Source organism: Melioribacter sp. (assembly GCF_049325435.1).
Taxonomy (GTDB): Bacteria; Bacteroidota; Ignavibacteria; order Ignavibacteriales; family Melioribacteraceae; genus Melioribacter; species Melioribacter roseus.
Genome location: NZ_JBMOLD010000009.1, coordinates 34,864 through 58,068 on the forward strand (window position 1 = coordinate 34,864; position 23,205 = coordinate 58,068).

General features: G+C 41.0%; 18 protein-coding genes and 1 tRNA gene. 3 read left to right on the top strand and 16 right to left on the bottom strand.

Annotated elements, in window-relative coordinates; translation table 11 throughout:
- Window positions 1–52: 52 nt before the first annotated feature.
- The 9 genes from ACOYVE_RS05715 to recN all read right to left on the bottom strand — a co-directional run bounded on the left by ACOYVE_RS05715 (window position 53) and on the right by recN (window position 10,536).
- Entirely contained in the window at window positions 53–1,018 is a 966-nt protein-coding gene (locus ACOYVE_RS05715) for a bifunctional riboflavin kinase/FAD synthetase (protein ID WP_422881204.1), read from the bottom strand.
- Entirely contained in the window at window positions 1,005–1,706 is a 702-nt protein-coding gene (gene truB, locus ACOYVE_RS05720) for a tRNA pseudouridine(55) synthase TruB (protein WP_041356028.1), read from the bottom strand. The genes ACOYVE_RS05715 and truB overlap by 14 nt, the downstream gene beginning before the upstream one ends.
- The gene (gene rbfA / locus ACOYVE_RS05725; protein WP_014856387.1) at window positions 1,699–2,058 is read right to left on the bottom strand and encodes a 30S ribosome-binding factor RbfA; all 360 of its coding nucleotides are present in this window, start codon (window positions 2,056–2,058) and stop codon (window positions 1,699–1,701) included. Before rbfA ends, truB begins: the two co-directional genes overlap by 8 nt.
- Before the next feature lies 1 nt (window position 2,059).
- Complete coding sequence (gene infB / locus ACOYVE_RS05730; protein ID WP_422881207.1) at window positions 2,060–4,711, bottom strand: translation initiation factor IF-2; 2,652 nt, start codon at window positions 4,709–4,711, stop codon at window positions 2,060–2,062.
- Window positions 4,712–4,728: 17 nt separating this feature from the next.
- A complete protein-coding gene (nusA, locus tag ACOYVE_RS05735; protein WP_014856385.1) occupies window positions 4,729–5,976 on the bottom strand; it encodes a transcription termination factor NusA in 1,248 nt (415 codons plus the stop codon).
- Between the two features lie 16 nt (window positions 5,977–5,992).
- Window positions 5,993–6,457 (bottom strand): ribosome maturation factor RimP, encoded by a 465-nt coding sequence (rimP, locus tag ACOYVE_RS05740; protein ID WP_014856384.1) that lies wholly within the window; start codon window positions 6,455–6,457, stop codon window positions 5,993–5,995.
- Window positions 6,458–6,541: 84 nt separating this feature from the next.
- Window positions 6,542–7,675, bottom strand: a complete 1,134-nt coding sequence (gene hemW / locus ACOYVE_RS05745; RefSeq protein WP_014856383.1) for a radical SAM family heme chaperone HemW — start codon at window positions 7,673–7,675, stop codon at window positions 6,542–6,544.
- Between the two features lie 13 nt (window positions 7,676–7,688).
- Window positions 7,689–8,762, bottom strand: a complete 1,074-nt coding sequence (locus tag ACOYVE_RS05750) for a DUF6588 family protein (protein WP_422881209.1) — start codon at window positions 8,760–8,762, stop codon at window positions 7,689–7,691.
- Window positions 8,763–8,829: 67 nt separating this feature from the next.
- On the bottom strand, window positions 8,830–10,536 hold the full coding sequence (gene recN, locus ACOYVE_RS05755; RefSeq protein WP_014856381.1) for a DNA repair protein RecN: 1,707 nt from the start codon (window positions 10,534–10,536) through the stop codon (window positions 8,830–8,832).
- 162 nt (window positions 10,537–10,698) lie between these two features.
- On the opposite strand from recN, the gene ACOYVE_RS05760 reads away from it, so the two are divergent.
- Window positions 10,699–10,771 (top strand) — tRNA-Met (locus tag ACOYVE_RS05760).
- A 987-nt stretch (window positions 10,772–11,758) separates the two neighbouring features.
- On the opposite strand, the gene ACOYVE_RS05765 is transcribed toward ACOYVE_RS05760, so the two are convergent.
- Window positions 11,759–14,200: a GH36-type glycosyl hydrolase domain-containing protein gene (locus ACOYVE_RS05765; protein WP_041356475.1), complete on the bottom strand. Its 2,442-nt coding sequence runs from the start codon at window positions 14,198–14,200 to the stop codon at window positions 11,759–11,761.
- A gap of 441 nt (window positions 14,201–14,641) precedes the next feature.
- Between ACOYVE_RS05765 and ACOYVE_RS05770 the strand changes: the two genes are divergently transcribed.
- A complete protein-coding gene (locus tag ACOYVE_RS05770) occupies window positions 14,642–15,802 on the top strand; it encodes an MFS transporter (RefSeq protein WP_014856379.1) in 1,161 nt (386 codons plus the stop codon).
- Here the strand turns inward: ACOYVE_RS05770 and ACOYVE_RS05775 are convergent.
- Complete coding sequence (locus tag ACOYVE_RS05775) at window positions 15,789–16,958, bottom strand: class I SAM-dependent rRNA methyltransferase (protein WP_014856378.1); 1,170 nt, start codon at window positions 16,956–16,958, stop codon at window positions 15,789–15,791. The genes ACOYVE_RS05770 and ACOYVE_RS05775 overlap by 14 nt on opposite strands.
- Before the next feature lie 103 nt (window positions 16,959–17,061).
- On the opposite strand from ACOYVE_RS05775, the gene ACOYVE_RS05780 reads away from it, so the two are divergent.
- On the top strand, window positions 17,062–17,760 hold the full coding sequence (locus ACOYVE_RS05780; protein WP_014856377.1) for a hypothetical protein: 699 nt from the start codon (window positions 17,062–17,064) through the stop codon (window positions 17,758–17,760).
- A gap of 84 nt (window positions 17,761–17,844) precedes the next feature.
- On the opposite strand, the gene ACOYVE_RS05785 is transcribed toward ACOYVE_RS05780, so the two are convergent.
- From ACOYVE_RS05785 to ACOYVE_RS05805, 5 genes are read right to left on the bottom strand one after another with little or no spacing between them, the layout of a single operon-like run.
- Window positions 17,845–19,374, bottom strand: coding sequence for an alpha-N-arabinofuranosidase (locus ACOYVE_RS05785; RefSeq protein WP_014856376.1), 1,530 nt, complete (start codon window positions 19,372–19,374; stop codon window positions 17,845–17,847).
- A gap of 18 nt (window positions 19,375–19,392) precedes the next feature.
- Window positions 19,393–20,397, bottom strand: coding sequence for a J domain-containing protein (locus tag ACOYVE_RS05790; RefSeq protein WP_014856375.1), 1,005 nt, complete (start codon window positions 20,395–20,397; stop codon window positions 19,393–19,395).
- 57 nt (window positions 20,398–20,454) lie between these two features.
- Complete coding sequence (locus ACOYVE_RS05795; protein WP_014856374.1) at window positions 20,455–20,841, bottom strand: DUF302 domain-containing protein; 387 nt, start codon at window positions 20,839–20,841, stop codon at window positions 20,455–20,457.
- Window positions 20,842–20,859: 18 nt separating this feature from the next.
- Entirely contained in the window at window positions 20,860–22,332 is a 1,473-nt protein-coding gene (locus ACOYVE_RS05800; protein ID WP_014856373.1) for an SLC13 family permease, read from the bottom strand.
- Window positions 22,333–22,337: 5 nt separating this feature from the next.
- Window positions 22,338–23,198, bottom strand: coding sequence for an NAD(P)-dependent oxidoreductase (locus tag ACOYVE_RS05805; RefSeq protein ID WP_014856372.1), 861 nt, complete (start codon window positions 23,196–23,198; stop codon window positions 22,338–22,340).
- Window positions 23,199–23,205 lie beyond the last annotated feature (7 nt).

Genomic DNA, 23,205 nt, shown 5'->3' on the forward strand with positions numbered 1-23,205 from the left:
TCGCAACCGGAATTAATTAGTTATTTTCAATAAAATAAATAAATTATAAAGTTTAATTTATCGATTTATCCTCAAATTTGCTCAAAATTTCGAGAGCCGTTTTTTTGTCGGATTCTATCTGTACGATCAATTTGTCAACGCCTTCGAATTTGATTTCATTTCTTATTCTTTTAATTACTTCCACTTTCAGGCGTTCGCCGTAGATATTTTTTTCGTATTTACCGAAATCGTTATTCATCAAATGAACTTCAATCGTAATTTCCGGTTTGTCTTCAAAAGTAGGCCTTAAACCGATATTCATTATTCCCAACAAAGAATCGCCGTTTATTAAGCATCTGACGGCATAAACTCCGTTTACGGGAAGAGCCTTAAGATTGTTGTCGAGTTTAATGTTAGCCGTAGGAAATCCCAGCGTTCTTCCTCTTTGGGCTCCTTTAACAACAATTCCTTCGAAGGAATAATTCCTTCCCAAAAACAAATTTGCTTTGTCGATATCGCCTTCGGCAAGCGCTTGTCTTATTTTTGTGCTGCTTACTATTTCGCCGTTGCATCTTTCTGCATCTACCGCCGTTACTTCAAAGCCGTACTGATTTCCGAGTTGCTTCAGTTTATCGGCGTCGCCCATTCGATCCCTGCCGAATTTATGGTCGTGTCCCACAACAATATGCGACAGGTTCAGCTGTTCTACTAATATTTTGCCAATAAATTCTTCCGAAGTCATTTCGGAAAATTCCCGGCTGAATTTTTGTATAACCAGATTATCGAGCTTTGTTTTGCTAAGAATTTCAATCTTCTCATTTAATGTCGTAAGCAATTTAATCTCATAGTCTTTTGAGATAACAAGGCGCGGGTGAGGTTCAAAAGTAAATAGAACCGACTCGCAACCGCATTGCGCCGAAATCTCGAATAAGCGGGACAAAATTTTATGATGCCCCATGTGAAGACCGTCGAAACTGCCTACGGTAACAACGGTTTTTCTATTTTTCTCAAACGTGAATGAATCTTTATATATGTTCATTATCAGCTAAATTCGTTACAAAATTTTCGAACTCTTCGATTCCGAATGCATCTTCGACCGAATAGGTACCGATAGCCGTTCTTCTCAAGGATTTAAGATAAGCGCCGCATCCTAATTTTTGTCCGAAATCATGCGCAATAACCCGGATATACGTGCCGGGAGTAACTTCAATTTCGAAATGGATATCGGGCAAATCGATTTTCTTTATATCGAACCTGAAAACTTCTATTTCCCTTTCTTTGCGTTCGACTTCAACGCCTTTGCGCGCATATTTATATAACGCTCGTCCGTTTTTTTTAACAGCCGAATACATTGGCGGCAGCTGGAAAGATTTTCCTATAAAACCGGAGGCTGTTTTATAAATTATTTCCTCGTCGATACCGGAAATATCTCTTGACGAGTCGAATTCCGTTTCGAGGTCGTATGACGGCGTGGTCTTGCCGAGCGATATAATTCCGGTATAAACTTTATTTAAATTCGAGAATTCCGAAATTCTTTTCGTAAAGCGTCCTGTGCATATTATCAGCAAGCCCGTAGCCAGCGGATCGAGAGTGCCTGCATGACCTACCTTTTTAACATTCACTGCTTTACGAACCCTATGAACCATATCGAATGAAGTTCTGCGAATCGGTTTGTCTATCAAAACCGCTTCGCCGTTCGGAAAATCCGGCACAATATCATTAATCATTTTCCTTGTTATCACTCTCATGAATCTTCTTAAATATCGTCTCTATTTTCTCTACGTAATCGAGCGTATCGTCGATAAAGAATTCAAGCTCCGGAACGAAACGGACCCTTATTCTGCCGGCTAATTGCGTACGAATCCACCCTTTTAATTCATTGACTTTAGTTAGTACTTCTTCCCTTTTCTCTTTTTCATACACCGACAAATATACTTTCGAGAGTTTTAAGTCGGGACTCAACTTAACGCTCGTAATTGTAATCAAACTGAGACTCGGGTCCTGGATTTTGTGCAAAAAGATAAGACTCAGTTCCTCTTTAATCATGCTTGCAACTTTATCTATCCTGAAAGAACTCATATCAGCTCAGCGTTTTCTTAGTTTCGACAGTTTTATAAACTTCTACAACATCGCCCACTTTAATATCATTAAAGTTGGCAATATTTAGACCGCATTCGAATCCTTTTTCGACTTCTCTAACGTCGTCTTTGAAACGCTTGAGAGATTCGAGTTGACCTTCGTAAATCGCTATACCGTCTCTGTAAAGTCTTACTTTGCCGTTTCGGGTTATTTTACCGTCTGTTACGTAACAACCGGCAACCGTTCCGACTTTGGGCACTTTGAATACCTGTCGTACTTCAGCAGCGCCGACCAATTCTTCGGATACCACCGGCGACAGGAGTCCTTCGAGAGCCGACTTGACTGCATTAATAGCATCGTAAATAATATTATAAAGCCTGATGTCCACTTTCTCTGTTTCTGCCAGCTTACGCGCATTGCTGTTGGGACGCACGTGGAAACCGATAATGATGGCGCCCGAAGCCGCCGCCAGCAGCACGTCCCCTTCGGAGATTGCGCCGACTCCTTTGTGGATAACTTTTACCGAGACTTCGTCGTTAGAAAGTTTCATAAGAGCGTCCGAAAGAGCTTCGACCGAACCGTCTACGTCGCCTTTTACAATAATCGGTAATTCTTTTATGCCGCCAGACGATATTTGATTTGCAATTTCTTCGAGCGTCATGTGGCGCACTTGACGGTGCTCCTGCTCCCGCTTAATCTGCATTCTTTTAATGCTGATTTCTCGCGCTTCCCTTTCCGATTCGACCACTGCAAAAGTATCGCCCGCCTGAGGCGTCGATTCGAATCCGAGAACAAGAACCGGCGTTGAGGGAGGAGCTTCTTTAACTTTATTTCCTCTTTCGTCGAACATTGCGCGAACCCTTCCGTATGCAGTGCCCGCCACAAACGGATCGCTAATTCTGAGCGTGCCTTTTTGAACAAGGATTGTAGCGGTAATTCCTCTTCCTTTATCGAGCTGCGATTCGATAACCGCGCCTCGAGCAGGTCTGTCGGGATTTGCTTTCAAGTCGAGCATTTCAGCTTCGAGCAATATTTTTTCGAGCAGAAGGTCGACGTTTTTGCCCGTTTTGGCCGAAAGTTCCACACACTGATATTTGCCGCCCCAATCTTCTACAAGGACGTTTCTTTCGGCAAGTTGCTGCTTAATTTTTTCCGTATTTGCGTTCGGTTTGTCAATTTTATTTATTGCCACGATAATCGAAACGTTGGCTGCAAGGGCGTGATTAATTGCTTCGACAGTCTGCGGCATAACCGCATCGTCGGCTGCCACAACCAAAACTACGATATCCGTAATTTGAGCTCCTCTTGCGCGCATGGCTGTAAAAGCTTCGTGACCGGGAGTATCGAGAAATGTAATTTCTTTACCGTCTTCCAGAGCTACTTTGTAAGCGCCGATATGCTGAGTGATGCCGCCCGCCTCGCCGGCTACTACATTTGTTCTTCTGATAAAATCGAGCAACGATGTTTTACCGTGATCCACGTGTCCCATTATCGTAACGACCGGCGGACGCGGTTTTAATGATTCTTCCGGATCGTCCTCTTCTTCGATTAAATCGCTCAAATACTCTTCTTCAAGTTCCACTTCGAATCCGAAATCCGACGCGATCAGTTCTATCGTCTCGAAATCGAGTCGCTGATTAATAGAGACCATAAGACCGAGTCCGATGCATTTTTGAATCACTTCGTTAACCGAAACGCCCATTAAATTTGCCAGTTCGCCGACGGCAATATATTCGGCAACTTTTAGTTTTTTCTGTTCGAGCTCTTTCTGTTCGATAATTCTTTCGAGTTGTTCCTGCTTTTCTTTCTTTTTCTTTTTCCTGAGCGAAGCGCGTTCCGATACGGACGAATCGTCCAAACTCATCATAGTTCGTTTAATCGCCTCTTCGACTTCCTTTTTGTCAACCTGAAGTTTTTTGAGCTTTCGTTTTTTCTTCGAAACAACTTCTTCAACTTTGTCTTCTTTTCCTTTACTCTTGGCTTTTAATTTTTTCTTCTTTTTCTTTTTAGCCGGTTCGCCGGCTGTCTCGTCGGCAGTTTTGGGTTTTTTGTCCTCGAGCACTACATGAGGCTCTGTTTGTTTTTCGGATTGGGCTTTTTCTTCTTTTTCTTTTTTCTTGTCTTTTTCGAGTTCTATTTTGCCGACAATTTTTAAGCCTTTTTTCCTTTTTTCGAGTTCTCTTTCTGCCGGAGTCTTAAATTTATCGCTTTCGGTTTGAATTTCTTCTTTTGGGGCGGTTTCTACCGTTTCGGCTTGTTCTGCCTTTTCTTCCGCGGCAGCCACTTCTTCAGTTTGAGTTTCCAGAACTTCTTCCGTATCGGTTTTGTCCTGCTTTTCTTCACTTTCCGGCAGCTCTACAATCCGAGGTTCTTCTTTTGTTTCCGCTTCGGATTTTTCTTCCCTTTTGGGTTCTTCGCCGCCGCTTCTTTTTTTCTGAAATTCGGATATCTTTTTATAATGCTGTTCGGCTTTTTCGATATCTTTCTTGAAATGTTCGCGTACGTCGCTTTCCATTTCGTCGCTCAGAATCGACATATGATTTTTTACTTCGTATCCTTTCTTCTGAAGAAATTCAATTATCTGCTCAGTTGGCAGATTATATTCAGAAGCGAACTTGTAAATTCTTAATTTTTTCTTTTTTACTTCCGGCATTTGAGTACCTAAATTTTTTATTCTTCTTCTTCAAATTGGTTTTCGAGAATTTGTATTATCTCTTTGGCTTTTTCTTCGCCGATTCCTTCGATCTCTTTCAATTTATCGACGCCTGCTTTCAGAACTTCAACCGCTGTTTCGAAACGATTACTAATAAGAATATCGACAATGTCGCTGCCGAGTTCTTCTCTGAGTTCGGGCAGTTCGATATCTTCTTCGTATTCGTCGAGTTGTTTTTCCTGACGGAGGACTTCAATATCGTAGCCGGTCAATTTCATAGCCAGGCGAATATTGACGCCGTTTCTGCCGACAATCAACGAGATCTGGTCGGTATCTGCCGTCACGGTGCATTTTTTATTTTCCTCGTCGATTTCGATCTGACGCAATTTAGCGGGAGCCAGGCATCTTTGTATGAACACAACCGGGTCGTCCGAATAATTTATTACGTCGATGTTTTCGTTATTCAATTCGCGCACGATTGCATGAATACGAACGCCTTTCATACCGACGCATGCGCCCACGGCGTCGATACGCGAATCCTGGGATTCGACGGCGACTTTGGCTCGCTCGCCGGGTTCCCTGGCAATTCCTTTAATTTCGATAACGCCGTCATAAATTTCGGGGATTTCAATTTCGAACAAACGGCGCAGGAACATATTGTCGGCGCGCGATATGATGATGACCGGACCGTTCTGATTCTTTTTTACTTCTTTAACTACGGCTCGGATTGTTTCGCCTTTTTTATATTTTTCACGGGGAATCTGCTCAATCCTCGGAAGAATCAATTCATTTTTGTTATGATTTACCAGCACGTCGTTTCTTCTAACCTGATAAATGTCGCCGACTACGATCTCTCCGATCATTTCCTTGTATTCGTTATAAACGATATCTTTTTCGATTTCTCTGATTTTCTGATTCAGATTCTGACGGGCAAGATTAATAAGTCTTCTTCCGAATTGCGACAATTCGATTTTTTCGACGTAATCGTCGCCAACTTCGAGTTCTTCTTCGTTTCCGCGCGCATTGACCTCGTCGATACTTATTTCGGTCGACGGGTCTTCGACTTTTTCGACGATTGTGCGCTCGAGAAAAATTTCGATATCGCCTTTGTCCATATTGACCACAACATCGTATCTGGCATCGTTACCGAATTTCTTTTTTACGAGAAGACCGAATATTTCTTCAATAATGCCTGCGAGAACGTCTTTGTCGAGACTTTTTTCCCGCACCATTTGGGCAAACGATTCGACTATTTCTGGGTTCATATATTATTCCTCCAAATCAAAAGCTAATTAATACTTTGGCTTTGTTTATGTCCTTAAAATTAATTTCATATTCGTCGGGAACTTTGGCTGATTTCGGCTTAACCTCGAAAATAAGTTTGTCGCCGTCAATCCGAATCAACTTACCTTCAATCTTGCGTTTTTCGTCCCCAGCCTTATAATGAACTTCAAAATTTCTGTTGATATGCTTATGATACTGTTCGAGAAATTTAAGCGGACGTTCAATTCCGGGAGAAGAAACATCCAACCGATAATTCGAATCGATCAACTGCTCGGATTCGATCTTATCCTTGATTATCCTGCTTAACTCTGCGCAGACGGAACTGGTTACGGCTTCTTTTCCGTCGATATAAACTTCGATAATCCTCTGTTTCTTATCTCCTCTCAGTATGAATTCTATAAGGAAAAAACCTTCTTGAGAGACTATACTGTCGATTTCTTGTTTTAATATTTCTTTTTCCATATCACACAAATAAAAATCGCCCACTAAGGGGCGAATAAGACTATGCAAATCTATAAATATTTGGCGCAATAAGCAAATTTCGATTCAGTATTTGAAGTTAATCAAAATCTCGTCGCAAAGCAGATATCCTTTTTTAGTAAGACGAATAATTCCGTTTTCAATTTTCAGAAGACCGTCTGTTTTCAATATCTCCAAAATCGACCGATTAGCGGCAAGCCATTTGTCGCCGAAACGTTTTTTTAGATTTTCGATATCGATACCGCCGCTTCTGAGAGCCAGCATTACATATTCTTCCAGCATCATTTCCGGAGTCAGAATTTCGCTGCCTGCGACTCCGTGGTCTCTTTCGTCGACTGCCCTCTTATAAAATTCGAGGCTCGAATAGTTCCACCATCTTCTGTTTTTGACGAAAGAATGAGCCGAGGTTCCGAAGCCGAGATAATCGCCGTATTGCCAGTACGCCCTGTTGTGAACGGATTCGTAACCCGGTTTGGCAAAGTTGGAGACTTCATATTGAAGGAATCCTTTCGATTCAAGAAAATCGATTGTAATTTCGTAAAGGTCGGCGTCGTAATCTTCGTCCTGGAGAGTAACTTTGCCGTCGAGAACCATTTTATTTAAGATTGTTCCTTTTTCGAGAATAAGACTGTAAGCCGAAATGTGTTTAACAGGCAACTCAACCGCTTCATTCAGATTTTTAATCCATTTTTCTTTGCTTTGACCGGGTAGATTGAAAATCAAATCGACGCTAATATTTTCGAAGCCCGATTCAAAGGCTTTCAGCACGCATTCTTTTGCCGTTTCGGCGTCGTGTATCCTGGTTAAAAAATTCAGTTCGTCTTTGTCGAACGATTGTATTCCGACGCTCAATCGGTTAATGCCCGCTTTTTGAAATTTATCGAGTTTTTCAGTATCGACGGTGCCGGGATTAGTCTCGAGCGTAATTTCTGCATCTCGAGCAATTTGGAATGTATTTCTTATTTCTTCAAGTATCGCAGAAATATACTCCGGAGTCATGAAAGAAGGAGTGCCGCCTCCGAAATAAACAGAGATTGTTTCGTACTCCTTCGAATAAAAACCTGCGTAATGTGCGATTTCTCTTTTTAAGCTTTCTAAGTAGCCCTCTATGTTTTTATAATTCGTAATGGAATAAAAATCGCAATAAATACATTTATGGTCGCAAAAAGGGATATGAACATAGAGCGCTAATTTATTCACGACTAATTATCTCTTAAAATCCGATTACCAATCCCAGTGTAGCCGTATTGGTTTTTGCCATTTTATAGTCGGCAACTATGTCAAAAATAATAAGGTTCAGATTAAAGCCGACCGTAAATGCGCTCGAGTTATCGCCTTCCAGGTCGAATGAGATTCTCGTTGGAGGCACAGGCACGCCGTTGACGGTTTCGTTCGATTGATAATCGTAATTTACCGTTGTCTTCGACGACTCGAAAGTTAGGCCTGCATACGGAGTAATCGAGACCAATACGCCGAACTGCTTGCTTGCAAACACGCCGAATTGAGTGGCTTTAGTTTCGAAAACGTCGCCCACTTTCAATTGCTGATAAAATGCTCCGACGGATAAATCGAGCGGCAGCGGATTATTCAGGAATACATTCAGATTGTGAATTGCGCCCAATCCCCAGAATGTAAACTTACCCAAATCCTTGATGTCGACTGCGGGCAAATATCTCACGGACAAATTAGTCCCGAGAACTGTCCCCACATTCAATTGAACCGCCGCTGTAGGCAGCGCGGGAAGTTCGTCCAGAAACCCCTTAACTTCCTCGATTGCCATTTCATACGGCTGAAGTTCGTAACGGCCTTCGTAAAAGCTGCCGCCGTTGAATTTAACTTTCAGAAATTCGTTTTTACTTCCTACAATTGTCGGGCCTGAGAATTGGACATTGAACTTTCTGCTTTTAATTTCCTGCTTTAAATTTTCGTAGTCCGGATTGGTCGGATCGATTCCCGAATTTGCAAGTATCTGTCCCGCTTGTTTGTCATTAAAATAAAAGTCTCCTGTCGCTGAAAACTTTTTAACGTCGTCCGAAAACAAAGAGCCCATTCCAACCACTTTTAAGGTCAGGTTGAATCCCAGTATTTTAGCGTCGGGAATCTCCGAAATCCAGCCGGAATTCAAATTCGAACCGAAAGCCGACGTTACTGGCGCCACGTAGGCTTCGCCCACAGTCGAAGATAAATTCGATAGAGTTTCATTGAGAGACTGAGCTTTTATTTGAACTGAGAATATAATTAACGCCAAAACAAATAGTGATAAATTTTTGCCTGTGCGGGTACCCATCTGATTATCTCCTCTTAATTGATATTTCAATTTAACCAAAATTTCTTTCTTAACGATGTGAGGCAAATCAATTTTTAATTTTCATCAGTTCTCTGGCGCCGTCGAGAGCCGCTTCGGTAATTTCTTCGCCGCTGATTAATTTTGCCACTTCTCTCACTTTTTCTTCGTCGTTCAGAATTCTGATAGTGCTTACAATTCTGTTACCCGATTTTTTCTTTTCGACGGAGTAGTGATAATCGGCAAGTCCGGCGATTTGTGGAAGGTGCGTTATGGCGATTATCTGGTGCGAAGACGCCAGTTCTTTGAGAGCGAGTCCTACTTTTTGCGCAACCGAACCGCTGATGCCCGTGTCGATTTCATCGAAAATGAGTATCGGAAGCCGTTCCGATCTGGCAAGAATCGATTTAAGCGCCAGCATAATCCGGGAAATTTCGCCTCCGGAAGCGACTTTAGTCAATGGCTTGGGGTCCTCGCCCAAATTGGTGGATATATAGAATTCTATTTTATCGATACCTCTTTCGTTATAGCCCGCTTTCTCATGATCGATCAAAATATAATCATTTTTATCTTCCGGTTTTTCCCTCTCGAGTTTGACCTGAAAATTGCTGTTGGTTATGCCGAGATATTTGAGCGACCGTTCAATTTCTTTTTTAATTCCGGGAATTACTTTTTTACGGGCTTCCGATAAATCGAGCGCCAGCTTGCCGCAATCTTTTCGGAGAGATTCGATTCTTCGCAAAAGTTCTTCTTTCTTTGCGGAAAAATTCTCCGTAGTTTCAATTTCGGTTGATATTTTATCCCGGTATTCCAAAACCGTATGGATAGAGCCGCCGTATTTTTTCTTCAGTAATTTAAATGCGCTCAGTCTTTGCCTTACTTCTTCGAGCCTCTCCGGATCGATATCGATTTTATCTTTATAACCTCTGAAGAAATCCGAAATTTCTCCGATTATAATGGAAGCCGATTCGATTTCTTTCAATTTATCGCTAACGGACGAATCGATTCTCGTCAGTTCGGCAATGCGGTTCTTAATATAGTTGATACGGTCGTGTACCGAATTTTCGTCTTCGTAGAGCAGATGGTAAATCTCTTCGGAGAGCTCAATCAATTGTTCGCTGTTTTCTAGCAGATTCAATTCTTTTTCCAGCGTTTCTTCTTCATCCGGAGCGGGATCTACTTCGTTAATTTCCTTCAATTGAAAACTGTAGAGTTCATATTTTTCTTTCAGCGCGTCTTCTTTCGAAACAAGTTCTTCGTAGCTTGAAATTTCACGCTTGAGAAGGATTAATTTTTGTTTATAATTATTAAGCAAAGCTTCGTTGCCGGCAAATTCGTCTATCAATTCAATATGAGTTGAAACCCTGAGCAGGGATTGGTGTTCATGCTGACCGTGCAAGTCGACGAGGAAATTTCCGACTTCTTTAATCAGAGCAAGCGAAACCGGCGTATCGTTCAAAAAACATCTGTTTGTGCCTTTGACGGAAATTTCCCTTCGTACAATCAAATCGTCGTAAGTATCGATATCATTTTCATTAAGCAGGTCAAGCACTTTATGATGACCACTGACATCGAAGATACCCTCCACTATCGACTTAGCGGCTCCTTTTCGAACCACTTCGGAAGAAGCTCTGTCGCCCAACAAAAGCCCCATTGCGTCGATCAAAATCGATTTTCCCGCGCCTGTCTCGCCCGTGATAATGTTCAATCCGCCGTGAAATTCAATTTCGATTTCTTCGATAAGCGCATAATCTTTTATGTATAAACTCTTCAGCATAATTTGCCCGATTATCAAATTTAAAATTATTACAATAAACAAAACTATCAAGTATTTAGTCAAATAAAGAACAAAAATGAGATTTTTTTCGTTAAAATTGACAACTAATCGAGAGTTTATTATATTTGGAGTCCAAAATTTGAAACGACTCCAAGATTACATCGCGGGGTGGAGCAATTGGTAGCTCGTCGGGCTCATAACCCGAAGGTTGCAGGTTCAAGTCCTGTCCCCGCTACTAATAAATAAGCCTCAGTAGTATTGCTGAGGCTTTTCTTTTTAATTTTTTCTATGAAGGTTGCAGGTTCAATCCGTTGGCTAACGGACTGTCCCCGCTACTAATAAATAAGCCTCAGTAGTATTGCTGAGGCTTTTTTTTAATTTTTTCTATGAAGGTTGCAGGTTCAATCCGTTGGCTAACGGACTGTCCCCGCTACTAATAAATAAGCCTCAGTAGTATTGCTGAGGCTTTTCTTTTTAAAATTTTTTTCAGTTGCAGTTGGCTTTAGCCAACTGATAGATATGTTATACGCTCAAAATTGCATTAAAACCGAATTTAGCAGATTTGCTAATCCCTCGGTAATTATTGAAAATAGCCTCAATTACGCCCGGATTCGAAAGAATATGGATTCGGGGGAAGTTATTATTTAAGTTTAACTTTAATTCGTATCACAGAATAAAATTATCCGGGAACTTAATAGATGCGAATTCCGTTAAGAGTCTAAGATGTACAAATGCGGTAATTTCCGCCTGCCCTCATTAAACTCCAAGGCTTCCTGAATTTTAGAAATTACATCTAAACTAATAAACGAATCTTACGATAATAGAGCGAATAAATGGTTTCATTTTATTGTTGTTCCAAATCACTCTGTTGATTTTCGACACAAATTCTATCGTAAGATTGTGATATTTTGAAATGTAAAAAAGGCGATAAAATGAATTTATTCATAGTCATATTAGCATTGATGTTCTTGTTCATTGTGTTCAATTTCCGGAAAGCTGCCGGTATATTTAGAGAGCTGCGTTCCGAATAATGGAGAAAAATTGATCCCCGATGAAACTTATTTCGTTTTAAGGGAGTCTAACGTATAGAATTTTCACAACACAACACACCCCTCAAAACACACCAAGTCCGATTAGTTCGCCCTAGCTAATCGGACTTTTTTTATTCCCCGATACAAATGCCAAGAGGGAATGAAGCAATCATTCCCCCGAAATAATCGAATCACTTTTCCAGCACGACCAGCGCTTCGTGTTCGATTCCGTCGTTTAGAACCGGCAATTTATTTCCCTGGATTTCCTTTCCGTCCAGAGTGATTTTCTTGACGCCCTTATTGATCCCCGAAGGATTTTTAATCGTAATGTTATATACGGCATTCCTAAATTTTCTTTGAACTTTCAGTTCTTTCCATTCAGACGGTATGCATGGGTCTATTACCAATCCGTCGAAGTCCGGACGAATGCCCAGAATATATTGAGAAACAGATACGAAAGACCAGGCGGCTGTTCCGGTTAACCACGAATTTTTTGCCTCTCCGTAAGTAGGGGCGTCTTTTCCGGCTGTCATCTGGCTGTATACATAAGGCTCGGAACGATAAATGTCGATCTGCTCTTCTTTTTTGGAAGGGCAAATGCTCAGATAATATTCAAATGCGCGGTCGCCCCGTCCTACGATTGTTTCCGCAATTTGAATCCACGTGTTGTTATGCGTGAAAATTCCGGCGTTCTCTTTATAGCCCGGAGGATACGAACTAATTTCTCCCAGATGCGGATAGTATGTTGAATATGCGGGCTGCTGAAGGATTATTCCGTTGGGAGTGGCGAGATATTCTTTTACGCTGTCGAGCGCTTTCAAGGCGTGTCCGTTTTCCAGCCCTGTACCGCCTAAAATAGACCAGCCCTGACTTTCTATAAATATTTTGCCTTCCTTGTTTTCTTTCGAACCGACTTTTTCTCCGTAAGAATCGTAAGCGCGCAGGAACCATTCGCCGTCCCATCCGTGTTTGTAAATTACATCTCTCATTTCCGCCGCTTTCTTTTTATAATCGTCGGCTTCGTTTTTCTTACCAATAAAATTAAGAATGCCCGCCATCTCTTCGCATGCCCTGCAGAATAAACCGGCAATCATAACCGATTCGGCTATTCGATCGTTTTCGATGTGTCCCGCCAATTGAAAACTTTCTCCCGGCGTGGTCGAAAAACAATTCAAGTTGAGACAATCGTTCCAGTCAGCGTGTCCAATCAGTGGCAATCCGTGAGGACCTCTGTTATTCAATGTATAATTCAAAGAGAGATGGAGATGATCCATTAATGTGGCATCCGAATCCGGTTTATCTGCGTATCCGATTTTTTCATCGAGGATTGTCGTATCGCCAGTTTCTCTGATATAAGCGGAAGTGGACAGGATTAGCCAGAGCGGGTCGTCGTTGAATCCTCCTCCGATATCCGCATTCCCTTTCTTAGTCAAAGGCTGGTATTGATGATAACAAGTTCCGTCAGAAAGCTGTGTAGATGCTATATCGAGTATTCTCTGTCGCGCCCGTTCGGGAATCATATGGACAAAGCCCAGAACGTCCTGATTACTGTCGCGGTATCCCATTCCTCTACCGATTCCCGATTCGTAAAGCGACGCCGACCTCGACATATTAAACGTTACCATACATTGATATTGATTCCAGACGTTTACCATTCTGTTAACGTGTTCGTTTGCAGTTTCGGCGTGATAAACCGAAAGAAGTTTATCCCAGTATGATTTCAGTTCTTCGAAAGATTTTTCAACATTTTCCGACGAAAGGAATTTTTCTCTTACATTAAAGAATTCGTCTTTTCTAATTTTGCCGTCGGGCAGATATTTTTCTTCAGGAGGATTTTCGGCATAGCCAAGGATGAAATTGATTTTTTTCGACTCGCCGGGTTTTAATTCGATATCGATTTGATGAACGCCTATCGGAAGCCAACCGTATGCAGTACTGTTCCTACATTCTCCTTCAATAACGGCTCGCGGCGCGTCGAGTCCGTAATGGAGCCCTACGAAAGCATCCCTGCTGGAATCATACCCCGAGACTTTCTCGCTGCAGGCAAAATATCCGTAATGATTGCGTCTTTCTCTGTATTCGGTAATATGAAAGATTGTTCCGTTTTCAATTTCCACCTGACCGGTTGAATAATTCCTCTGAAAGTTCGTCATATCGTCGTAAGCTTCCCACAGACACCATTCGACAAAGCTCCACATTCTTATATTTTTCTTATCATTCGAATTATTTTTAACTTCTACGTGCCATACTTCATTCCGCGCTCCTATTGGCACAAAATAAAGCGCGGATACTTCTAGCCCGTTTTTCTCTCCTGTAATTTTTGTATAACCGAGTCCGTGGCGGCATTCGTATTTATCTAGCGGAACTCTCATCGGCTTCCACATCGGGTTCCAAACAGTATCGCCGTCCTTGATATAAAGATACCTGCCGTTGCTGTCCATCGGAATATTATTGTAGCGGTATCTGGTTAGTCTTCTTAGGCGCGCATCCTGATAAAAACTGTAACCGCCCGCCGTATTCGATATTATACCGAAGTAATGCTCTGTCCCCAGATAATTAATCCATGGTAAAGGAGTATCGGGACGGGTTATTACATATTCTCTTTTTTGATCGTCGAAATGTCCGTATTTCATTTTTATCCCCTGATTATTATTAATGCCCTGAAAGTTTGATAATTTATTCCCGCAAAAAATAAAAATAATTTTCTTTATTGCTTTTATCATTTTGATAAATAGCTCTCTTTTTTTTGATTTTATTTTTCTCCGAATTTATTTGTATCGACCCTATTATTTTATTAATATTTTCAACCGCAATTTCATTAATGATGCAATTGAATTAACGCATAGGGAAACAATTTTATTCGTAGCGAACTGATGAATCATCTCCGTTGTTTTATATTTATTCTCATTACTATTACGTCAGTAGTAGACGCGCAATCGCTGTATGAACTCCAACGGGAATTTATCGACTTACGATTCGGAGCTTTTTTCACTTTGGTATAATGACATTTACGGGCGGCTCTCTATAATCCCTCAATTTTATTATGTTTGTTATTTAATTTACCCGATTATCGGATGAAGTTATTCCTTAATAAAAATCTGCGGATAATATACGCCATTACGCTTATTTCCGTAATGGGAGTCGCCAGCGTTACTCCCGCCTTCCCCGATATAGCCCGACATTTCAACTTGAGCGGCAAAGAAATTGGGTTGCTTATCGTATTCTTTACGCTGCCCGGAGTAATATTTACTCCGATACTCGGAATTCTTGCAGACCGCTACGGCAGAAATAAAGTGCTCGTTCCGTCTTTGCTTTTATTCGGCTTAGCGGGATTTGCCTGTGTTTTCCTTGCCGGATTTGAATATCTGTTGATATTAAGATTTTTTCAGGGAGTCGGAGCGGCTTCGTTAGGTTCTTTAAATGTTACGTTAATCGGATATTTATTTGAAGGAAGTCGAAGAGCCGAGGCGATGGGTTACAATGCAAGCGTGCTCAGCGTTGCCACTTCGGCGTATCCGTTCATTGGCGGTTTACTTGCAAGCATAAGCTGGCATTATGTCTTTATTCTTCCTGCGTTTGCAATCCCTGTGGCGATGATTGTAATAATATATCTTAACAATCCTGAACATTCAAAATCACAAACCCTGAAAGATTATCTCGCAAATGCATTAAAAAGCATTAAATCTTTGAATGCAATAATTCTCTTTTCCGTAAGTCTTGTCACATTTATACTTTTATACGGTTCGTATCTGACGTACCTTCCTTTTCTATTAAACAAAACGTATAAGTTTAACTCGGCTCATATCGGCATTGTAATGTCCGTTATGTCTTTTACAACGGCAATAGTTTCTTCCCGGCTGGGAAAGCTCTCAACTACTTTATCATATAAACAAATAATGACGCTCTCTTTTATTTTTTACGGAATTGCCCTTCTTGCTTTATCGCTCGGCTATACTTTATGGCTTCTCATAATATCGGTAATTATATACGGCGTAGGTCAGGGATTGAATTTACCTACAATCCAGACATTATTAAGCAGTATAACCCCATTCGAGTATCGCGCGGCATTTATGTCCTTTAACGGCATGGTTCTCAGAACCGGTCAAACAATCGGACCGGCATTGATGGGCATTGCTTTTAGCTTAGGCGGTCTTCGTGCCGTTTTTTATGCCGGAGCTTTTCTTGCATTTATGGCATTGATACCGATCTCTTTAATCAAAATCAAGCAAGTATAACGCCTGCAAATTTCAGATAAACTGTTTCTTCCATCGAAGTGAGACGAGGATGATCGAGCGAGGCATGATTGAAATAAATTATTCTGGCATAACGCCCGTTCTTATTTGCCGCATTGTTAATTACGTTGATAAATTCATAATCCCTCAAGTGATAAGAACACGAAGAAGTAAACAAAACTCCGCCGTCTTTCAATACGTTCATTGCCAGTCCGTTTAACTTTTCGTAGCCTTTAATTGCGGCGGGCAGATTTTTCTTATTTTTTGCAAACGCCGGCGGGTCGATTATTACAACGTCGTACTTTTTGCCTTCTTCAATTTTTTTATTAAGGAAATCAAACACATCGTCAACTATAAAAGACGATTCGGCAGCAAAAGAGTTTAATTTGAAATTGTGTTCCGCTCTTTCGATTTCGCGTGCGGAAGAATCTACAAACGTAATGCTTTTACATTTATTGTAAGCCGCGTGCAATCCGAATCCGCCCGAATTGCAGAAACAATCGAGCGCTTCGAATCCGTTGCAAAACCTACCCGCATATTGCCTGTTGTCGCACTGGTCAAAATAAAATCCCGTTTTATGGCTGTCGGAGAAATCGATTTCGTATTTTATCGAACCGTCGTCAATAATTTCCTTTTCCATTTCGCCCGCATAAACATAGTCTTCAACCGGCAAACCTTCCAGTCTTCTGAAATATTCTTCGTTTTTCGTAAATATGTTTTTAGCGCCGAGCTCTTTTTTTAAAATATCGACAATAACATTTATATTTTTTTCGATGCCCGCGGAATAGACCTGCAACGCGTAAGAATTATTGTACTTATCGATTATCAATCCGGGAATCAAATCGCTTTCGCTGAAAATCAATCTGAAGGACTCCCGGTTCGGATATACTTTTTTTCTGTAGGCGAAAGCATTCAAGATTCTCGATTTGAACAGCTGCGTTAAATCGACTTCTTTTTGTTTGGATATAAATCTTACGCTTATCAACGAGTTCTTGTTATAAAAGCCAGTACCAAGATAATTCCTTTTTGCATCCAGTATCCGTACAAGTTCGCCGTTTTCCGGAGATCCTTCCACGGATTTTATTTCATTGCTGAATATCCAGAGATGGCCTTTTTTAATTCTTCTGTCTTCGTTCTTTCCGAGTATTACGCTGTTCATATTTCTCTAAATTATATTACAATAGTACAATTTTACGCATGTGAAGATAAGCAAAATTTATCGTAAGATTTTATATATTCGTAACAACAAACGGAAGGAAATTATGAAATCGTATAAATTATTATTAATCGCATTTTTGTTAGTCGTTGCAATCGGATGCGGGAAAAACGAGCAGTCCGAACAAAAGCCGAACAAATCAAAAGAATTTGCTCATACGGTCAAAGTAGAGGACGTAATACAGGTGAGCAGTTACACTTATCTTAACGTTGACGAAAACGGCAATAAATATTGGATAGCGGTTCCGAAAGCCGAATTCAATAAAGGAGAAATTCTTTATTTCAACAATTACATGGAAATGAATAATTTCAAAAGCTCCGAACTCGATAAAGTATTCGATACTATCTTCTTCGTCGATTATGTTGAAAAGCAACTCGGCGCGGGGACTCTTACAAAACCTCAGAAACCCAAAATAGACAAACTCGACGTTAAGATAGAGCCAGTTCCCGGCGGTATAACGATTGCCGAACTCTATTCCAAACCCGACGCTTTCAAAAACAAAACGGTTAAAATAAGGGGCAAAGTAATTAAAGTTAATTCCGGAATAATGGGTAAGAACTGGATTCATATCCAGGACGGCACAAACAAAGACGGGAATTACGATTTAACGATAACAACAAACGAGAATGTAAATCCGGGCGAAGTTGTAACATTCGAAGGCAGAATTAGCCTCGACAAAGATTTCGGTTACGGATACTCATACAAAGTTTTAATGGAAGAAGCCAAAACTCACAAAACGTTATAAGAATTCGAAACCGAATATTCCGTTTCAGAAAAGCTCACACCCGTTTTAAGACGGGTGTGAGCATATTTAGAAATATCAATTCCATCATTCCAGCTCAAGCACGACAACCGAAGTGGCAGGAAGTTCAATCCGGAGTTTATTCCCGTTTAATTTGAATCCATTGAAAGCGGCGGGCTTAATTTTTTCCGGATTCTCGAAAGTATTGTGATCCTGCACTTTTTCGGACGTCAGAATTCTACCCGTGCATTTGCTTACTTCAGTTCCCCTGAGGTCGATTACAATATTATGTTTTTTGTTAATGTCGATATTTACGAGCGAAATATGAATTTTGCCGTTCTCATCTTTCGAAGCCGAACAAGATATTGCATCGAGAGATTTTCCGTCGACCGTATATTTTTCGGAAGTTACATCGACGGGCAGCATAGTTGCGTCGTGATGAACATTATACATTTCCATTACATGATAGGTCGGAGTAAGAATTATTTTTTCTTCTTTTGTCAAAACAACGGCCTGCAGGACGTTTACCGTTTGAGCCAGATTTGCCATCTTAACGCGGCGGCAGTAATTGTTGAAAATGTTTAATGTAGCGCCTGCAAGCAATGCATCTCTCATTGTATTCTGTTGATATAAAAAGCCGGGATTTGTGCCGGGTTCTACGTCGTACCAGCCGCCCCATTCGTCAACAGCCAGCGCCACGCGATTCTGCGGGTCGTATTTATCCATAATATTAATATGACCTTTTACAATTTTTTCCATTCTGAGCGCTTGCTGCATTGTTTTGAAATACTGTTCTTCAGTAAAATCGGTAGCCGAGCCTTTAGCGTTCCAATCGATCACGGCATAGTGATGAACTCCGATACCTTCGATGAGATTCAAAGGAATATTCTTAAGCAATACTTCAGTCCAGTTATAATCGTCGCCTGCGGCTCCGGAAGCAATTCTGAATAATTTAACGTTGGAATTGCCGGGCAAATATGTAGCAAAAGCCCTGTAGATATCGGCATAATATTCTGGTCTCATATGCCCGCCGCAGCCCCAGGTTTCGTTACCGATGCCCCAATATTTTACGTTCCACGGTTTTTCCCTGCCGTTTTTCTTGCGGAGGTCGCTCATGGGGCTTCTGCCGTCGAAATTCGTATATTGGACCCACTCCGCCATTTCACGGACAGTACCGCTTCCCACATTGCCGGAAATATACGGTTCGGCTCCGAGTTGCTCGCAAAGATCCATAAATTCGTGCGTGCCGAAACTGTTGTCCTCCGTTACTCCGCCCCACCAGGTATTGACAATTGTCGGTCTTTCGGATCTAGGTCCGATACCGTCTTTCCAGTGATAAGTATCGGCAAAGCATCCGCCGGGCCATCTCAATACGGGCACCTTCATTTTTCTGAGAGCTTTCACAATGTCGTTTCTTATACCTCTGGTATTGGGAATAATCTTGTTTGTGTCGCCGACATAAAATCCGTCGTATATGCATCTGCCCAGATGTTCGGAAAAATGTCCGTAAATATTTTTATCGATTTTGTACTTGCCCAGATCGGCGTTGATTACAATTTTGTTTTGTGCGTTAAGACTTACGAAAAGGATTAAGAAGAAGATAATAACCCGTTGCATTCATTCCCCCTTTTTTAGTTACAGTTTATATTTTTGTTTGAACCATTCGTAGGCTGCATTGATTTGTTTCGTTTTTTTCTCTGCCAACGCTTTAAGCTCGTCTCCAAGGTCGCTCACTCTGTCGGGATGATATTTGGAAATCAAATCGAGATAACGCTTACGTATATACGATTTGGTTACTTTCCCCGACAATCCCAATAATTTACCGTAATATTTGGCTTTTTCAAAGTCGGTCGCTTTTGTAGCATCAAAATCATCAGTATCGGAAGAAGTCCTTCTTTCGTATTTTTCGAAACGTTCGTATTTCTCGTACTTTTCATATTTCTCGTATTGCGTATAAGTTCTTTCCTCTTTCCTGGAAGACTTTCTGTGAGTCCTTTGCCGGAAATAAAAACCGACAATATCATTTACCGAAGTGAAAAGTTCCGAACTGTTATCGCCTATATTGAAAAGATAATCGAGCATAAACAAGTTGACGTTATACCAGTCGGTGTCTTTGATTCTTGCCGAATTTTCTATAATGTTTTGCTTTACTTTGTCAATTTTCAAATTGGGTCTCAGTTTAATCAGTTTATTGTTTTCTACAACAGGCGTAACAATTTTCAACAGCGAATTTATCCAACTGTCCGAGCCCATTTCCAATACCAAAGTATGAAGAACAAGAAATTCGTTGTAAACTTCGTCGGAAGGAATTGTTATCGAAAGTTCCGGCGAATAGCTGATACATTGAAGATGACCGTAAGTGGTAAAGGCTAATTCATTGAGAGTTTGGTCGGTATCCATATCGAACCACTTTTTACAAACGCTTTCGACCGCCTGAGGCACGAACATATTCTTGAATTCATAAGAGGCTTTGAAGCTGGAATTCAAATAATTCTGTGAAAACCCCGACAGAGCGGAATGCGTAGTGCCGATAGCCGTCCATACATTTTTGTAAATGGCGTCGTAGATATAAAAAGCCTCGTCGTATCTTTTTTGTTCGAATACAAAGTCCGCGGTTTCTCTCAACTTACGTATGTTCATATGGTTATTCGGTTATTATTAATAATACAAGTATACAAAAACCGGCAAATAATTCTACTATAAAGAGGAAAGGAATCTTTCCAGCTTTTTTGACACTTCGGACGCCACTTCCGACAGAGCGGAATTTTTTACAGCCTGCATCGACTCCATCGGATTGACGGCGCTCACCTGAACCGTGCCGTCGTGTTTTTCCTGAAGTATTACGTTACAGGGAAGCAGCACTCCGATATTCTCTTCCATCAGCAGGGCTTTATAAGCAAGAGGTGGATTGCAGGCGCCGAATATCTTATAATTTCTAAAATCGACATCGAGCTTTTTTTTTAAAGTATCTTTAACGTTTATTTCAGTCAACACGCCGAAACCTTCTTTTTGCAAAAGTTCTTTGATTTTATTTTCCGCGTCCTCAAAAGAGTAATTTACAACTTTCGAATTAAAATAAGCCATTTTCCCTCCTTTCGTTTTTTATAAAAAATTCATCATTACAATTATAGTAATTACGGCGGCTCCTGTAAAATTAATTATAACGCCCGGTAAAGCCATTTTTTTTATTCTCAGTTTACGGCTGCCGAACACAATAGCGTTCGGAGGCGTGGCTACGGGCAGCATAAAAGCGCAAGATGCCGAAAACGTAGCCGGCGCCATTAACAACATCGGATTAATATTCAATTCGAGCGACAAAGACGCAAGTATAGGCAATAAAATTTGCGCCGTCGCCGTATTGGATGTTAACTCCGTTAAGAATGTAACAATCAAACAAATCGACAAGATAAGATAAAACGGGTTTAGTTCTTTTAAGGATACAAATTGTTTACCGATTAACTCAGACAGTCCCGAATCGACGAATCCGTACGCCAGAGCAAATCCGCCTCCGAAGAGAAGCACAATGTCCCACGGTATTTTATTTATCGCGTCGCTTTCGAGTACGAATCCGGTTCCGCCGTTCGAATTCTTAACCGGAATCATAAACAGCAAAAGAGCCGTTGTGATTGCAACAGTACCGTCGTCAATAAAATCACTTGCGGGCATAAGATTCGACCATCCCGGTATTACAAACAAGCCCGTATTGATATCGCTGCGAAATATCCAGAGCAGAGAAGTTGCGATAAACACAAAGAGAACGGACTTTTCTCCGCTTTTTAATTTGCCGAGTTCCAATTTCTCTTTTTTTATTATTTGACGGTCAATATTGATTTCGGATGGAGTTCTGTAAATTATTTTGTTGAGCAGGAACCACACAAAAGCAAGCAGTATAATTGTAATGGGCAGCACCAGCGCCATCCATCCGGCAAAAGTAATCTGTTCGTAGTTTGGGAAATTAATCTTAAACACTCGTTGAAAAACCAGATTCGGCGGGGTTCCGATCGGAGTGGCCAATCCCCCGATAGAACACGAGTACGCAATGGCAAGCATTAACGTTATCGAAAAATTTTTTACGTTTTTATTTTGGTTCTCTTCTTCAACTTTTTTTATTACAGACAATCCGATCGGAAGCAGCATTACCGCCGTGGCTGTATTCGAAATCCACATCGAAATAAACGCCGAAGCTATCATAAAACCCAAAATAATTTTTCCGGGCGAATTTCCCAGCAAATAGATTATGTTAACCGCAATTCTCTTGTGCAGTTTCCACTTTTCCATTGCGACCGCAATAATGAAACCGCCGACAAACAAAAAGATCGTCGAATTAACGTAAGCCTGGGAGATTGATTTGGCCGATACCGCGCCGGTCAATGGGAAAACAACAAGCGGCAAAAGCGAAGTGGCGGCTAACGGAATTGATTCAGTAATCCATAACAACGCCATGAGCAAGGCGGCAGCGGCGACAATTTCGGCTTTTTCGTTCCCGGCGCCTAAATCCAGGAACAAATAAACAACTACCGAAAAAACTATGCTCAAGATTATTGTAACTTGTTTTCCCGGAAAAGCTTTTTTCATGTATACTATTCTTGTTTTGGATAAATCACATTGAACAGGGCCGAATAATCTTTATCCGCCATATTCATTTCCATTCCCTTTTGCAATATATTTCTTACTTTTTCTATTATCTCCGTATTAATCTTTTTACCTGCAAATTCTTCTTGAATAAGATTGACGTCTTTCAATAAGTGTTTCAAAGGGAAGTTCGCTTTGTCGAAATCTCTCTTGAGCATTCCGTTCAGCTTTTTGTCGAACGTAGGAGCGTAAAGAGCGCTCTTCCTCAGAATTTCCATGAATTGATTTACATCCACATTGCTCGCCAGAATATAGCCGAGACTCATCGAAAAGACCGAAGTGAGCGAGGCAATCAACTGATTCAACGCCAGCTTCATTGCCGAAGCGCTTCCGATATCGCCGACGTGATAGACGCCGTCTCCGAAATTCTTCAATAACTTTTTCCATTTATTGTAATTCTCTTTCGAAGCTCCAACCATCACAACTAGCCGACCTTCTTCGACCTGCGGAATGCTTCCCAGAACCGGAGCTTCAATATATTCTCCCTCGTTCTCTTCTATTCGGTTTTTCAACAGAAGGCTTTCATTAGGCGATATGGTGCTCATCTGAATCAACGTTTTTCCTTTGAAAGAAATTTTTTCAGAAAACAAAGTTTCGCTTATTGCATTAAAATCCGTAAGCATTGTAATTATTACCGGCGTTTCTTTAACCGCATCGGCGGCGGAATCGAAAATTTTAGCCTGATGTTTTTTCAGGCGTTCCGTTTTGGATTTTGTTCTATTAAATACGAATAAATTATATCCCGCTTTCAACAATCTGAAAGCCATTGGTTCTCCCATCAATCCGGTACCGATAAAAGCTACCTTCATTAAATTA

What these genes read in the sequence shown, in the direction of transcription:
- ACOYVE_RS05715 (WP_422881204.1), bottom strand. Translation starts at nt 1,018, where the DNA reads ATGAACATATATAAAGATTCATTCACGTTTGAGAAAAATAGAAAAACC.
- truB (WP_041356028.1), bottom strand. Translation starts at nt 1,706, where the DNA reads ATGATTAATGATATTGTGCCGGATTTTCCGAACGGCGAAGCGGTTTTG.
- rbfA (WP_014856387.1), bottom strand. Translation starts at nt 2,058, where the DNA reads ATGAGTTCTTTCAGGATAGATAAAGTTGCAAGCATGATTAAAGAGGAA.
- infB (WP_422881207.1), bottom strand. Translation starts at nt 4,711, where the DNA reads ATGCCGGAAGTAAAAAAGAAAAAATTAAGAATTTACAAGTTCGCTTCT.
- nusA (WP_014856385.1), bottom strand. Translation starts at nt 5,976, where the DNA reads ATGAACCCAGAAATAGTCGAATCGTTTGCCCAAATGGTGCGGGAAAAA.
- rimP (WP_014856384.1), bottom strand. Translation starts at nt 6,457, where the DNA reads ATGGAAAAAGAAATATTAAAACAAGAAATCGACAGTATAGTCTCTCAA.
- ACOYVE_RS05750 (WP_422881209.1), bottom strand. Translation starts at nt 8,762, where the DNA reads ATGGGTACCCGCACAGGCAAAAATTTATCACTATTTGTTTTGGCGTTA.
- recN (WP_014856381.1), bottom strand. Translation starts at nt 10,536, where the DNA reads ATGCTGAAGAGTTTATACATAAAAGATTATGCGCTTATCGAAGAAATC.
- ACOYVE_RS05765 (WP_041356475.1), bottom strand. Translation starts at nt 14,200, where the DNA reads ATGAAATACGGACATTTCGACGATCAAAAAAGAGAATATGTAATAACC.
- ACOYVE_RS05770 (WP_014856379.1), top strand. Translation starts at nt 14,642, where the DNA reads ATGAAGTTATTCCTTAATAAAAATCTGCGGATAATATACGCCATTACG.
- ACOYVE_RS05775 (WP_014856378.1), bottom strand. Translation starts at nt 16,958, where the DNA reads ATGAACAGCGTAATACTCGGAAAGAACGAAGACAGAAGAATTAAAAAA.
- ACOYVE_RS05780 (WP_014856377.1), top strand. Translation starts at nt 17,062, where the DNA reads ATGAAATCGTATAAATTATTATTAATCGCATTTTTGTTAGTCGTTGCA.
- ACOYVE_RS05785 (WP_014856376.1), bottom strand. Translation starts at nt 19,374, where the DNA reads ATGCAACGGGTTATTATCTTCTTCTTAATCCTTTTCGTAAGTCTTAAC.
- ACOYVE_RS05790 (WP_014856375.1), bottom strand. Translation starts at nt 20,397, where the DNA reads ATGAACATACGTAAGTTGAGAGAAACCGCGGACTTTGTATTCGAACAA.
- ACOYVE_RS05795 (WP_014856374.1), bottom strand. Translation starts at nt 20,841, where the DNA reads ATGGCTTATTTTAATTCGAAAGTTGTAAATTACTCTTTTGAGGACGCG.
- ACOYVE_RS05800 (WP_014856373.1), bottom strand. Translation starts at nt 22,332, where the DNA reads ATGAAAAAAGCTTTTCCGGGAAAACAAGTTACAATAATCTTGAGCATA.
- ACOYVE_RS05805 (WP_014856372.1), bottom strand. Translation starts at nt 23,198, where the DNA reads ATGAAGGTAGCTTTTATCGGTACCGGATTGATGGGAGAACCAATGGCT.